Origin of the sequence: Mesorhizobium sp. M0848 (assembly GCF_040319805.1) — a bacterium.
Taxonomy (GTDB): Bacteria; Pseudomonadota; Alphaproteobacteria; order Rhizobiales; family Rhizobiaceae; genus Mesorhizobium.
This window is the reverse complement of sequence record NZ_JAMYOM010000014.1, coordinates 89,370-103,654: the sequence shown is the minus strand read 5'-3', so window position 1 is coordinate 103,654 and position 14,285 is coordinate 89,370. Positions and strand designations below refer to the sequence as shown.

Below are 14,285 nucleotides of genomic sequence, written 5' to 3'. Positions count from 1 at the left end.
CAGGGGACTGTCGTCGACGCCAGTAGCCGAGCGAGGCTGGCACAGATGATCGACCACGTGGACCGCCATCTCCTCGCCTGGCCGCGCGTGAAAAGCCGCGGCAAGGCCTGCGACGTTGGCAATTAAGTGGGGCTGAGCATCTTCTGGGACTCCGCAAGCAAAATCGGAGGCGGCAGTCAATTCAGTAGCAACCCCGGGCGTGTGTTCTGCTCGTTCCTGGCCCTCGTACTTGACAAGCAACTGCGCCGCTCTGCTGGGCAAAGGCCCGGTGTTTAAGTGGGGCTTAACATCTTCCGGGACTTCGCACGCGAAATCGAGGTGGCAGTCGGTACCAACAACCGCAAGGTCGGATCGGCGTGCCCGAGACGCTCATTGATTTCAGGCAAAGGCGCCAGGCTAGATGCCTCCTGCAACATCATTTCCCGCATCCACATGCTTGCCGGATCAGTATTGTGAAGCTCAGGCCATTGGACGGCCTCCGTGAATGCGGGAGGAGGAAGTGGCGGCGGAAGTTGGACAATCCGCAGGGGTGTTGTTTGTGCGAAATGCTGCGCCAGCCGTAAGGGCATGGTCCCGATGCGGTTGCTGCCTGACAGGACGGGCGCGATCAGGCTAAAGCCCTGTACGACGACCTCGACACGTCTCTCGAAACCGTGCTCGAGCAAATACCATTCCTCCATGGTGGGCTGCCGGGTGTGCCTGAATTTGAGCACGACATGCCCCATGGACAAGTATCGCTCGAATGTAAGTGGCTCTGACAGCTGCTTGTTCGTGCCGCAGCCTACGCATACGAGCATATCTTCGAACAGGACTGCTCGAGGATGTTTCGACATGAACACTTCCGGCATAATCAGAAAATCAAGGTCGCCGCGCCGGAGAAGCTCCTCGGGGTCGTCGCAAATAGGCAGACATTCAAAGCGAACGGCGGGAGCTTCCCGCGCAGCACGCTCTACGATCTTCTTAAAAAATACGAGCGTGATGTAATCGGAAAGCATCATTCGGAAGAGACGATCCGATTGCGCTGGGTTGAAAGCGTCGGAGGAAATAATCGATAGCTGGATGTGCAGCAATGCCTCCCGGACTGCTGTGGCGAGCCCGTCGGCGCGCGGTGTCAAAATGAGCTCGCGGCCGTTCATCGTAAATAGCTCATCGTTGAAGTAGGCGCGTAACCGAGCAACGGCGGCGCTCATGGCCGGCTGGCTCAGGTTGATACTGCGAGCCGCGGCAGTGACTTTACGCTCCCTCATCAGAGCGTCCAGCACAACGAGGAGATTTAGATCGAGTCCCTTGAAACGCATGTCATGTTTTATCCAACGCGTGGATGCGTATCATTCAAACAATCAATTTTACGAATTTACGAGCCATGCATTAGAGGAACGTTAATGAGCGACGTCAAGCTCAAATCGACGACACGGGCCGGAACTTCGAGAGAGCGTCTGGCTCACCTTCGCCAACGACAACGGCTGAATGCAGCCAACAGCGCCGCTTTAATCGGGTAATGCGGCCGCAAAAAACTAATATGAAGAGAGGTCCTGAATGCGCCATCAGGTGCAGTGGAAGTTGTGCTGGGAAAACGAATTGCAGCTCTCCGATCACGTTGAGCTCGCCGAGTTCTTTCGTGATACGTACGGGCCGACTGGGGCGTCCAACGCAGAACCGTTCGAAGGTAGTCGAAGCTGGGCCGGAGCCAGGCCTGAACTCCGCGTGATCGCCTATGATTCAAGTGGTGTAGCGGCTCACATGGGCATACTGCGCCGTTTCATCAAGGTTGACGCGGTCGACCTGTTGGTGGCTGAGCTGGGCCTGTACGGGGTACGCCCGGACCTTGAGGGTCTCGGAATCGCCCATTCAATCCATGTCATGCTTCCAATACTGCAGGAGCTTGGCGTTCCATTCGCTTTCGGAACGGTCCGGGACGCGCTGCGGAATCATGTTGAGAGGTTCGGGCGGCGATACAGGCCTTTGGCCGTTTTGTCGGGAATTCGCGTGCGCTCCACCCGACCAGAGGCCCGCCTCGACCTGCCGCCCACACGCATCGATGACGCACTCACCATTGTTCTGCCGGTTGGACGGCCGATCAGCGAATGGCCCACGGGCACGATGATAGATCGGAACGGACCAGAGCTATGAGCCGTCCCGATTGCTTGTACGAAGTGCGCCGTGAGTGCTCTGACGGCACCGGCCGTCGCAGCGTTTATCTGACGTTTGACGACGGTCCCAATCGACTTTTCACACCGGAGATTCTCGATGTGCTGGCAGAGCAGCGGGTGCCGGCGACTTTCTTCGTCATCGGCGCCTACGCCTTAGAGCACCCAGATCTAATCCAACGGATGATCGCAGAAGGGCACGAGGTAGGCAACCACACGATGTCTCATCCGGATCTGTACCAATGCGGTTTCGGCGAAGTGCAACGTGAGGTCTTTGAAGCGAACGACGCCATCATGAGAGCGTGCCCGCAGGCCTCGGTGCGCTATGTTCGCGCGCCCTACGGCGCCTGGAGTGAAGAAGTCTTCACAGCGTCACAGATCGCCGGGCTGGCGGCCCTCCATTGGTCCGTCGACCCTCGAGATTGGTCTCGCCCTGGGGTCGACGCGATTATCGATAAAGTGCTCGCCTCTGTCCGGCCGGGCGCAATCGTACTCTTGCACGACGGATGCCCTCCCGGCGAGTTGGGCCGGGGCGCTCACGCCGGTCTGCGCGACCAGACGGTCACGGCGCTGTCCCGGCTGATTCCAGCATTGCGTGAGCGCGGATTTGTAATCCGCTCACTTCCTCAACATCACTAAACAAACGAGATCCCATGACTCTTCTTGGTACAACCAGCACTGTGGCCATATCGCTTTATGCGCTGCTCTCGACTGCTTATAAGAGCATGCAGGGGCTTTATGCTCTGCCGACAAACGACCCATCGGCGTTGGAGGTTCTCGTCGGCTCCGATCAACTGCCCAGCGTGGATGTCATCGTCCCCTGCTTCAACGAGGATCCGCGCACGCTTTCAGAGTGCCTGGCTTCCATTGCCGACCAAGAATACGCCGGAAGACTTCGGGTCTATGTGGTTGATGACGGTTCTGGAAATCGCGAAGCCTTAGGAACTGTCCACGAAACCTACGCGCGCGACCCTAGGTTCGACATCATTTTGCTTCCCGAGAATGTTGGAAAGCGCAAGGCGCAGATCGCCGCGATACGCCGCTCATCAGGGGATCTGGTGCTTAACGTTGATTCAGACACGTTACTCGCGTCCGACGTCATTGCCAAGCTTGTACCGAAGATGCGAGATTCAGCGGTCGGCGCAGTCATGGGTCAGTTGACGGCCAGTAACCGGACCGAGAGCTGGCTGACCAGGCTGATAGACATGGAGTACTGGCTGGCTTGCAACGAGGAGCGCGCGGCGCAGGCTCGCTTCGGTGCCGTTATGTGCTGTTGCGGCCCATGTGCCATGTACCGCCGGTCTGCGCTCCTTTTGTTACTGGACCAGTACGAGTCGCAGTTTTTTCGGGGCAAGCCAAGCGACTTCGGTGAGGATCGCCATCTTACTATCCTGATGCTGAAAGCAGGCTTTCGAACCGAGTACGTTCCGAGCGCCATCGCGGCCACAGTCGTCCCGAACAGACTAGGACCGTATCTGCGCCAACAACTCCGTTGGGCACGAAGCACATTCCGGGACACGCTGCTTGGGCTGCGCTTGCTGCCCAGCCTGAATAGCTATCTCACGTTGGACGTGGTCGGACAGAATCTCGGCGCGCTACTCCTCGCCATATCGGTATTAACGGGCCTCGCACATTTCGCACTGACAGGCTCTGTGCCTTGGTGGACAGGACTGATGATTGTGTCCATGACCCTGCTCCGATGCAGCGTGGTAGCATTTCGTGCCCGACAGTTTCGATTTCTGGGCTTTTCGCTGCACACGTTCATCAACATCTTTCTCTTGCTTCCGTTGAAAGCCTACGCGCTGTGTACATTGAGCAATAGCGATTGGCTGTCGCGAGGCTCTGCTGTCGCTACATCGAACACTGGGGGAAAACAGGCCCCCACCCAAACTCCGATCACTGGTTCCAGCAGGGCAGAATTCTCGCCGCATGCGGCTCCGCTTCGCAGGCTCAATCTTGCGCGGGATTCTTCGGAATTAGTGCTGTCGGGCAACATTTGCGGCGACGAGTGATCGCTAATTACCTAGTGGACGAGAGGTGCACGAGTTTGACCCAGAACGTGAATCATCAGTTGCTTGATCGGGAATTGGCCGCAGACGATCCGTGGCTTCTCGACGGCAATCCGTTCGAGCGGAAGCGCCACACGCAAATGCTCCAGCTGGCGCTTGCCCAAGGCTCCATTTCAAATGCCCTCGAAGTCGGGTGCGCTGCCGGCGCATTCACGGAAAAACTAGCCCCCTACTGCCAAGGGCTCACCGTCATCGATGTCGTGGCGCAAGCGATTGCTCGAGCACGTCAACGGATAAACGAGCCGTCGCGCATCAACTGGATAGTCTCCGATGTTCAACAGTTTTCGACCGACGAGTTGTTTGACCTGATCGTTGTGGCGGAGGTCCTCTACTATCTCGAAGACATAGCCGAGATGCGCGAGGCCGTCAAAAACCTGGTGCGGGTGCTTGCGCCTGGCGGGCATCTGATCTTCGGATCGGCAAGGGATGCTAATTGCCGTCGCTGGGGTCACGCCGCTGGTGCTGAGCCGGTCATCGCCATGCTGAACGAAACGTTGATCGAGGTAGAGCGTCTTGAGTGTCGGGGCGAGTCGGTCAACGAAGACTGCTTGCTCGTCCGTTTCCGAAACCCGCTTTCCGCTTCCTGATGAATCGAATCTATCGCCGTTAACCTGGAGACACTATGCGCATCTTTGGTATCAAGCTGACCCATGATGGGGCGATCGCCCTGGTCGAGGATGGACGGCTCGTCTTCTGCGTTGACCAGGAAAAGCGGCACAACGATCCGCGTTACCAAGCCATCGATAATTTATACGCAATTGTCGCCGCTTTACCGGAACAGGGGCTAAATCCTTGTGATGTCGATCAGTTCGTTATCGACGGCTGGGATGGCGAAGACGAGTCACAGTTTCAGGTCCGGCAGGCAACCAAGCAACCGCCAGTCTTGGCGTCCCTCTCGGTAAAATGAACCCATGTCCATGGTAGCGATCGATCTTACTGACGTAAGCAAAACTTATGACAAGCTCGTTGTCGACAGACTGTCGTTCCGCGTTGCGGCGGGGGAATGCTTCGGGCTCTTGGGACCGAACGGCGCCGGCAAAAGCACGATTGCGCGTATGGTCCTCGGCATGACATCGCCCGATGCGGGGAAGATTACTGTGCTCGGCGTTCCAGTGCCGGCGCGCGCGCGTTTGGCACGTATGCGCATCGGCGTGGTCCCGCAGTTCGACAATCTTGATACCACGTTCACTGTACGCGAGAACCTGTTGGTGTTCGGGCGCTACTTCCGGATGAGCAGACGCCAGATCGATGCGGTCATACCATCGCTGCTTGAGTTCGCCCGCCTCGAGAACAAAGCGGATGCGCGCGTCGCCGAACTGTCCGGCGGCATGAAGCGGCGCCTGACGCTCGCGCGTGCGCTGATCAATGACCCGCACTTGCTGGTGATGGACGAGCCGACCACCGGCCTCGATCCGCAGGCCCGCCACCTGATCTGGGAACGGCTGCGATCGCTGCTGGCGCGGGGCAAGACTATTCTTTTGACTACCCATTTCATGGAAGAGGCCGAGCGGCTGTGCGATCGGCTGTGCGTTATGGAGGAGGGGCGCAAGATCGCCGAAGGCCGCCCGTCCGCACTCATTGACGAGCAGATCGGCTGTGACGTGGTCGAGGTCTACGGCGGCAATCCGCATGAACTGGGTGCGCTGATCCGGCCGTACGCACAGCGCATTGAGGTGAGCGGTGAGACGCTTTTTTGCTATGCACCCGATCCGGAGCAGGTGCTGGCGCAGCTACGCGGGCGCGCGGGTCTACGCCTTCTGCAGCGTCCTCCCAATCTCGAGGATGTGTTTTTGCGGCTAACCGGGCGCGAGATGGAGGACTGAACAATGGGCGAACGTTATGCGGCGGGCATGCCCGCCAATGCGTGGAATTGGGTCGCGGTTTGGCGCCGCAACTATCTTGGATGGAAGAAAATCGGGCTTGCATCGGTGCTCGGCAACCTCGCCGATCCGATGATCTATCTGTTCGGTCTCGGCTTTGGAATCGGAACAATGATAGGTCCTGTTGAGGGCACTTCGTACATTGCGTTTCTCGCGGCTGGCATGGTTGCCACAAGCGCGATGGCATCGGCGACTGCTGAAACGGTTTACGGGAGTTTCGGCCGCATGGGCGACCAGCGCACCTGGGAAGGAATGCTATGCACTCAGCTGACGCTCGGCGATATCTTACTCGGCGAATTGGCGTGGGCAGCCACCAAGGCCCTGATGGCGGGCACAGCAATCACTATTGTTGCGACCACGCTAGGCTACGCATCGTGGCCATCCATCCTCTGCTTGCTGCCAGTCATCGCTCTCAGTGGCCTCGCCTTCGCGAGTCTAGCGATGGTCGTCACGGCGCTTGCGCCCAGTTATGAATATTTCATATTTTATAATACGCTTGTTATAACGCCCATGCTGTTCCTTTGCGGCGCGATGTTTCCGGTCAACCAATTGCCCGGCGCTTTTCAGGACGTCGCCTCCTTGTTGCCGCTCGCACATGCAATTGACCTCATTCGTCCGGCGATGCTTGGCCGTCCCGCCGGCAGCATGGGCCTGCATATCGGCGCGCTTTGCATATACACGGTTTTGCCGTTCTTCCTATCGGTTGCTCTGTTTCGTCGTCGGCTGATGCGTTGACGCTCTCACCATTCGTGAAATTGATTGTTTGGGCGATACCCATCCACGGGTCGGATAGGTCAATGCATGCGTTTTAAGGGACTCGATCTAAATCTCCTCGTTGTGCTGGACGCTTTGATCAGGGAGCGTAAAGTCACCGCCGCAGCCCGCAGTATTAACCTGAGTCAGCCGGCCATGAGCGCCGCCGTCGGTCGGTTACGCGCCTATTTCAGCGATGAGCTATTTACGATGAACGGCCGCGAACTCATTTTGACACCGCGCGCGGAGGGGCTCGCCACAGCAGTCCGGGAGGCATTGCTGCACATCCAGCTGTCGATTATTTCCTGGGACCCCTTTAACCCGGTCGGATCGGATCGTCGCTTCCGCATCATCCTTTCCGATTACCTCACACTCGTATTTTTTAAGAAGATCGTAAAGCGTGCTGCGCGGGAAGCTCCCGCCGTCCGCTTCGAATGTCTGCCTATTTCCGACGACCCCGAGGAGCTTCTCCGGCGCGGCGACGTTGATTTTCTGATTATGCCGGAAGTGTTCATGTCGAAACATCCTCGCGCAGCCCTGTTCGAAGATATGCTCGTATGCGTAGGCTGCGGCACGAACAAGCAGCTGTCAGAGCCACTTACATTCGACCGATACTTGTCGATGGGGCAGGTTGTGCTTAAATTCGGGGACACCCGGCAGCCCTCCATCGAGGAATGGTATTTGCTCGAGAACGGTTTCGAGAGACGTATCGAGGTCGTCGTACACGGCTTTAGCATGATCCCGCCCCTTCTATCAGGCACCAGCCGCATCGGGACCATGCCGTTGCGGCTGGCGCAGCATTTCGCGAAATTAACACCCTTGCGGATTGTCGAACTTCCGCCGCCACTTCCTGCCGCATTCACGGAGGCCATCCAATGGCCTGCGCTTCACAATAATGATCCGGCAAGCCTATGGATGCGGGAAATGATGTTGCAGGAGGCATCTCGTATGATTGCCCTGCCTAAGAGCACCGGACGTCTCAGTTGTCGGCCGAATTGAGAAACTGACCCCTCGGTTATGAGAGGAGGCATGGATGGCGATTGGGATTGGGCGATTCCTGCATTGTCGAGAACGATGCAGGGAGAGCAGATCCTTCAGCCTGAAGAGGTGGCAGCGATGCTGCGGCGGCATGAGGTTGGCGGGGAACCGACGGGCGAAGGAATTCGGGTGCGCGCGCAACACCATGCATCGGCATCTAAGCGAGGGCGGGACTGTTCCGTTTCGCAAGCCCGTGCGGCCGACGGCGTTTGACGGACTGGACGATTGGCTGCGGGAGCGCTTCTTCCCCCATGGGTCGAGCCGGATGACGATCTCGACCCGCTCCAGATGCACCGGGAACGCCTTGCGCGGTCGCGCAGCACGTCGCGGCTCGCCTGTCGGTCTTGCGGCCTTGCGGCCTCGAGTTCGGACTCAATCGCGCCGAGCCCGGTCTGGATTCGAAGGCGAAGGCCTGCTGGGCACGTTCGAGCTTCTCGGAGCTGCGACCGAAGCGCCGCGCTCCAGCTGCTTGACGATCCCTGAAGGTCGGCGAGCCTCTCCTGGGCACGCTCGTTGAGTGTCGCCATCCGGACGATCTCGGCCTTGAGTGTTCGCTCCGGAGTTGTTGCAGTTCGGCCTTCTCCGCCGCCATGGGGACGAATATCGCCTTGAGCGGAACGATTTCGTGGAGACGGGCCAAAGCGCTTCTCTTCATGACGCCGACAAAAGCTTATTTTGCACGGCCAGAGGCCCGCCTTTTGCGCCTGAGTCACTTCGCCACGGCCTATCCGGCCAACGTCGGACGCCGTCTCCGTTCGGCTTAAGCGCGCCAGTCCATGCCTTCGACGAGCGCCATCAGTTGGGCGCGGCAAGCCGGATCACGCCGTTCTCCACCCGCGGCCAGCGGAACTTGTCCTCGTCCAGCGAGGCGCAGGTCGGGGAGTATGGTGAGCGCAAGGTGGCGGCTGAACAGGAACTGCGACGGATCGATATCGTCGCGCCGCAGTCAGGCACCATTCAACAACTCGCAGTTCATACGCTCGGCGGAGTGATTACGCCCGCCGATCCGATCATGCTAATCGTGCCGGAAGGCGACGATCTTGCGCTGGAAGTACGGATCACCCCGAAGGACATCGACCAAATCCAGCTTGGTCAAAAGGCCGTGCTGCGGATGTCAGCCTTCAATCTGAGAACCACGCCGGAATTGAACGGATATGTCAGCCGGATCGCAGCCGATCTGGCGACGGACGAAAAAAACGGCATTTCGTATTACCTGGTGCGTCTATCGGTTCCGCATGCGGAACTGACGAAGCTCAACGACCTGACGCTCGTGCCCGGCATGCCGGCCGAAGCGATGGTCCAGACGGGCGAGCGTACGGCGCTTTCCTATTTTGTGAAGCCGCTGTCGGACCAAATCAGTCGGGCATTCCACGAGTAATGAAAGTAATGTTGGCGTAGGCCGCGTCGCGTAGAGCCCGTGCGGCCGACGTGCGGAAGCTGTCGTTCCGAGATCCTTGAACTCGCGGCTCGCGCGAACGCGCTCCCTAATGTTCCATTGCTCGCAATGGGCAGTGCTGGCGAGATACTCGGCAACACAGCCCTATGCCTGTTCTTCCGAGGCCGGCTTGACGGTGAGCGAATGCGTAACGCAGCTGTGAGGACCCGTCAGTTGTCGTTTCAGCTCGGCTTCGTCAACTTCGACAGCCTGTCGGCGAAAGGCGCTATCACGAGGCCATTGGCGGCAAATTGCCCTCCCCTTGTTGCGCGGTAGCAGCATGCGTGTCGGGGAAGGAACCGTCTCCGGCCCCCATTCATCGCTGAGGCCGCGCCGTACCCGCCGCCACCGGAACTTGTCCACGTCCAGCCCTTACGGTGCGGGTATGCCGGCGTCGAGCAAACAGAGAGAGATTGGGCCCAACCAGGGCGGCCGGTTACCAAGTTTTCCTCGTCCGCTTGAGTGTGAATGTTCGGGTCGATCGTCTGGGCGCGTCCCCGCCGCCTGCGAGCCCGCTACTGCTCAGCGGAAGGGCGAAGTGAACGTGAATGCATCCATTTCGTAAATGTGTGTCTATCCAAGCAATCGATTTCTCTAATTACCCGATGAGCAATATGAACGCGTCAGGCAGGGTGCATCATCAGGAGTATTTTTCGATGGCAAACATTATCAAGGGTAGCCCGGATGCCGAAACACTCCTCGGCACCAAGGGTGAAGATTGGATGGAGGGTTTCCAGGGCGGTGACTGGATTGACGGTCGTGGCGGCAACGACGAGATCTCGGCTGGCCCGGGCAGTGACCGAGCCCTTGGCGGCGAGGGTAACGACCGCATCTTCGGCGGAGATGGCTGGGACGATCTCTCCGGCGACAACGGCCGCTTCAACGCGCGCATCTCCGGTGAGGACAATGACAGGCTCAGCGGCGGTCCCGGCCAGGATGTCCTCTACGTGGGTGACGGCCAGGATACGTTGACCGGGGGCACCGACAATGACACGTTCGTGTTCCAGTTCCACAATCCGGTGCCTGGGGTCGATCCGAGTGTCGGGTCGAAGCCGGACATTACCACTATCACCGATTTCAACCCGGCGGAGGACAAGTTCGCCTTCGATGCGGTGGGCCTCTACAACGACGGTTTTGGCGCGAACTTCGTCAACAACGCCAGTATACAGTCCGGCTACCCGGTGAGCAGCTTCTACAGTGGCGCGGCCTCGGGTGCGAACGGCGAACATGTCGTGGTAATCACTGGCGAATCTTTCAACTCTGCTAATGAGGCAGCGCGTGCGATCTCCGGCGAGCACGCCGGCGACATCATTGTCTACCAAAGCAGCTACACCGACAGAGTCGCAACTCTGGCCTATGTCACCGCCGACGGCAGCGCGCACGAGTTCGCCCACCTGGGCGGTGTGGTCACCGTGGCCGACCTAGGCCTGACCGCGTCGGACTTCACCTTCGTTTGATCCAGAAAACCGATACGGAACCGCGCCCCGCCCCCCTGGGCGGGCGCTTTCCCGTTTCCGCTACTTGCCATGGGCCGGGGCGGCCGAGGGGCGCCCGGGAGCAGTTGCAGCGTGGATAGCTTGACGAAGCCCTGCGCGTCGCGCTGGTCGTGCACCGAAATCTCCTGAAAGTGTGGAGGCGGAAGCCTGTCCGGGCCCTTGCGGCCGGCCACGATGACGTTGCCCTTCCAAACCTTCAGCCGGACGGTTTGTTGACCCGCTCCATTAAATGCCGGGACCAAACATATTCGGCGGGAGCACTGATCCTGAACCAGCGAGCGGATGCAGTCGGTCGCCGGTCGGGGAGCAATATGGGGCTGAGTCGCCAGCCTCCGGAACTTACGTGAGAAGCCATTCCTTGAAGGATTCAGCTTTGAGACCTTTCCCTCTGAGTTCCGCTATTTGGGGCGTTGTGTTGATCAGCGGCGCGGTCAACGTGCTTGCGCTGATCTCGCCGCTGTTCATGCTTCAGGTCTATGACCGCGTTCTGGCAAGTGGCAGCGTATCGACGCTGGTGGGGCTCGTCGTGCTTGCTGCGGGGCTTTATGCGTTCCAATGCCTGCTCGACATTTTGCGCGCCCGCGTGCTGCTGCGGATTGGCGAGCGTTTCGATGGAGAGTTTTCCGGACGCGTTCACGATGCGATCGTTCGCCTTCCGCTTTCAACGCGCATGCCGGGCGACGGCTTGCAGCCGCTTCGCGATCTCGACAATGTTCGCGGCTTCTTGGGTGGAAACGGTCCGACAGCGTTCTTCGATCTGCCATGGATGCTGTTTTATCTTGGCATTTGCTTCCTCCTTCATTTCTGGATCGGCATGACGGCACTTATCGGGGCGGTCGGCCTCACATCTCTGACACTCCTTGCCAACACTCTCTCGCAACGGCCGATAAGCGATACCGTTGCCCACAACATGGCACGCAATGGTCTGCTGCAAGCAGCGCGTTGCAATGCCGAGGTCGTGCAAGCTCTCGGCCTTGGAAAGCGGATCGCTGCCCGATGGCAAAAGGCCAATGCCAAGTGTCTGGCCGCCAACCGGAAAGCTGGGGACGTGGCAGGTGGGCTGGGTGCCATTTCAAAATCGCTGCGCGTGCTGCTGCAATCGGCCATTCTTGCCGTCGGCGCGTACCTTGTCATCAGACAGGAGGCTACGGCCGGGGTTATGATTGCCAGTTCGATCATGATGGGGCGTGCGCTGGCTCCGGTCGATCTGGCCATTTCAAGCTGGAAACCTTTCCTCATGGCGCGCCAGGGTTGGGCGCGGCTGGAGGACCTCTTGGAAAAGGTTCCTGAATCCGCTCCTGTTATGCCAATGCCTGCACCTGAACGCGAACTGCGCCTCGAAAGCGTGACAATCGTTCCGCCCGGCGAAAGGAAGCCGACCGTGACCGGCCTTGCGTTTGCCATTCAGGCGGGAAGCGCACTCGGGATCATCGGTGCATCGGGCTCGGGCAAGTCGACACTCTCGCGCGCCATCGTCGGCGCATGGGCGCCGGTCGCCGGAAAGGTTCGCATCGACAGCGCAAGCCTCGATCAATGGGACCGGGAAGCACTAGGCCGTCATATCGGCTATCTGCCGCAAGGTGTTGAACTGTTCGACGGCACCATTGCCGAAAACATTGCTCGTTTTGAAGATAATCCTGACCCTGAGGCTATTGTCGCCGCGGCGAAAGCAGCGGGCACGCACGAACTGATCCTCCGATTTGAGCACGGCTACGAAACTCCGATCGGTGAGGCCGGATCGGCACTTTCCGCCGGGCAGCGCCAGCGTATCGGTCTTGCCCGTGCTCTTTATCGAGACCCTTTCCTTGTTGTGCTGGATGAACCCAATGCCAATCTCGATGCGGAAGGCGAGGCTGCGGTCGTTAAGGCGATCGCCTCCGTGCGCGAGCGCAAGGGCATTGCGGTTGTCGTCGCCCATCGGCCGAGCGCCATCCGCGCCGTGGATTTGGTGTTGGTGATGGAAGGTGGACGGCAGCGAGCATTCGGTGCGCGTGATGAAGCACTTTCCAAAGTCCTGAAGGGGACAGCGATGGCACGAGGCGCTGGCGTCAAGGCCATCGAATCTACACAGGATCGTGTGGGAGAGCGCGCTGACATGGAGGATCCCGGTGTCCGGCATTCATCAGAACAATGACGTTTCCAGCTCCATTCGCCGCCACCTGGTGGCGGGCCTTCTGGCGAGCGTAATCTTTGTGGGAGGAGCCGGAGCCTGGGCGGCCTTCACGAATCTCTCCGGTGCGGTTGTCGCGTCCGGACACTTTGTCGTCGATTCCTATGTCAAGAAGGTGCAGCACCCGACCGGCGGGGTGGTGGGAGAAATCCTGGTGCGCGAAGGCGATAAAGTGAAAGCCGGCGACATCCTCATGCGGCTCGATGCCACCCAGACGCGCGCCAATCTCGCCATAGTCACCAAGCGGCTCGATGAGCTCGCCGCCTACCAGGCAAGACTCGATGCTGAACGTGACGATCTCGCGGAGATCGCCTTCCCGGACTGGCTGCTCGTCCGAAGAGATGTTCCGGACGTAGCTTCGGCAATACATAGCGAGACGCTGCTGTTCGAATTCCGCAGACAATCCCGCGACGGAAAGCAGGCGCAACTGGCGGAACACATTACTCAATATCACCACGAGATCGAAGGATTCGAGGCGCAGGAAATTGCCTGTGAAAAAAGGATCGAGGTTCTCCTTAAGGAAATTGCTGTTCTGAGTGGGCTGCGCGACCAAGGCATTGTCTCGGACCAACGGTTGAACAGCCTGAAGATCCAGGTTGCCACTTTCGGTGGCGAACGCGGTGAGAAGATCGCACATCAGGCACAGACAGCAGCCCGCATAGCCGAAACGCGCCTGCAGATCCCGCAGATCGATCAGGATTTCAAGACCGAAGTCGGCCAGGAGCTCAGAGAGGTTCAGGCGCAGATCGGGGAGTATGGTGAGCGCAAGGTGGCGGCTGAACAGGAACTGCGACGGATCGATATCGTCGCGCCGCAGTCAGGCACCATTCAACAACTCGCAGTTCATACGGTCGGCGGAGTGATTACGCCCGCCGATCCGATCATGCTAATCGTGCCGGAAGGCGACGATCTTGCGCTGGAAGTACGGATCACCCCGAAGGACATCGACCAAATCCAGCTTGGTCACAAGGCCGTGCTGCGGATGTCAGCCTTCAATCTGAGAACCACGCCGGAATTGAACGGATATGTCAGCCGGATCGCAGCCGATCTGGCGACGGACGAAAAAAACGGCATTTCGTATTACCTGGTGCGTCTATCGGTTCCGCATGCGGAACTGACGAAGCTCAAGGACCTGACGCTCGTGCCCGGCATGCCGGCCGAAGCGATGGTCCAGACGGGCGAGCGTACGGCGCTTTCCTATTTTGTGAAGCCGCTGTCGGACCAAATCAGTCGGGCATTCCACGAGGAATGAAAGTAATCCACAGAAATATATTGTTGGTATTTATGTTGGTTGTTC

The 14,285-nt window shown here is 59.0% G+C and carries 11 protein-coding genes and 3 pseudogenes; 13 read left to right on the top strand and 1 reads right to left on the bottom strand.

Features of this window, described 5'->3' with window-relative positions; genetic code table 11:
* Positions 1-272 precede the first annotated feature (272 nt).
* The gene (locus tag NKH95_RS17705; protein WP_352892184.1) at positions 273-1,298 is read right to left on the bottom strand and encodes a LysR family transcriptional regulator; all 1,026 of its coding nucleotides are present in this window, start codon (positions 1,296-1,298) and stop codon (positions 273-275) included.
* Between the two features lie 238 nt (positions 1,299-1,536).
* Between NKH95_RS17705 and NKH95_RS17700 the strand changes: the two genes are divergently transcribed.
* From NKH95_RS17700 to NKH95_RS17640, 13 genes and pseudogenes are all read left to right on the top strand, one after another.
* A complete protein-coding gene (locus tag NKH95_RS17700) occupies positions 1,537-2,130 on the top strand; it encodes a NodA family N-acyltransferase (protein WP_023736281.1) in 594 nt (197 codons plus the stop codon).
* Positions 2,127-2,786 carry a chitooligosaccharide deacetylase NodB gene (nodB, locus tag NKH95_RS17695; protein ID WP_023766912.1) on the top strand — a complete coding sequence of 220 codons (660 nt, stop codon included), beginning with the start codon at positions 2,127-2,129 and terminating at the stop codon, positions 2,784-2,786. Before NKH95_RS17700 ends, nodB begins: the two co-directional genes overlap by 4 nt.
* Positions 2,787-2,800: 14 nt before the next feature.
* On the top strand, positions 2,801-4,159 hold the full coding sequence (nodC, locus tag NKH95_RS17690) for a chitooligosaccharide synthase NodC (RefSeq protein WP_352581813.1): 1,359 nt from the start codon (positions 2,801-2,803) through the stop codon (positions 4,157-4,159).
* 35 nt (positions 4,160-4,194) lie between these two features.
* The gene (gene nodS, locus NKH95_RS17685) at positions 4,195-4,803 is read left to right on the top strand and encodes a nodulation methyltransferase NodS (RefSeq protein WP_023736278.1); all 609 of its coding nucleotides are present in this window, start codon (positions 4,195-4,197) and stop codon (positions 4,801-4,803) included.
* Positions 4,804-4,838: 35 nt separating this feature from the next.
* Positions 4,839-5,084: pseudogene (locus tag NKH95_RS17680) on the top strand (carbamoyltransferase N-terminal domain-containing protein); the annotation flags it as partial.
* Positions 5,085-5,127: 43 nt separating this feature from the next.
* Complete coding sequence (gene nodI, locus NKH95_RS17675; RefSeq protein ID WP_023766916.1) at positions 5,128-6,039, top strand: nodulation factor ABC transporter ATP-binding protein NodI; 912 nt, start codon at positions 5,128-5,130, stop codon at positions 6,037-6,039.
* Between the two features lie 3 nt (positions 6,040-6,042).
* Complete coding sequence (locus NKH95_RS17670) at positions 6,043-6,831, top strand: ABC transporter permease (protein ID WP_023736275.1); 789 nt, start codon at positions 6,043-6,045, stop codon at positions 6,829-6,831.
* A gap of 66 nt (positions 6,832-6,897) precedes the next feature.
* Complete coding sequence (locus NKH95_RS17665) at positions 6,898-7,848, top strand: LysR family transcriptional regulator (RefSeq protein WP_352892182.1); 951 nt, start codon at positions 6,898-6,900, stop codon at positions 7,846-7,848.
* Between the two features lie 30 nt (positions 7,849-7,878).
* A pseudogene (locus NKH95_RS17660) lies at positions 7,879-8,140 on the top strand (hypothetical protein); the annotation flags it as partial.
* Between the two features lie 612 nt (positions 8,141-8,752).
* Positions 8,753-9,265, top strand: a pseudogene (locus tag NKH95_RS17655) (beta-barrel domain-containing protein); the annotation flags it as partial.
* Between the two features lie 713 nt (positions 9,266-9,978).
* Positions 9,979-10,779, top strand: coding sequence for a calcium-binding protein (locus NKH95_RS17650; RefSeq protein ID WP_352632591.1), 801 nt, complete (start codon positions 9,979-9,981; stop codon positions 10,777-10,779).
* A gap of 397 nt (positions 10,780-11,176) precedes the next feature.
* Positions 11,177-12,952: a type I secretion system permease/ATPase gene (locus tag NKH95_RS17645; protein WP_352892180.1), complete on the top strand. Its 1,776-nt coding sequence runs from the start codon at positions 11,177-11,179 to the stop codon at positions 12,950-12,952.
* Positions 12,927-14,240 carry an HlyD family type I secretion periplasmic adaptor subunit gene (locus NKH95_RS17640; RefSeq protein ID WP_352720444.1) on the top strand — a complete coding sequence of 438 codons (1,314 nt, stop codon included), beginning with the start codon at positions 12,927-12,929 and terminating at the stop codon, positions 14,238-14,240. The genes NKH95_RS17645 and NKH95_RS17640 overlap by 26 nt, the downstream gene beginning before the upstream one ends.
* The last annotated feature ends 45 nt before the right edge of the window (positions 14,241-14,285 follow it).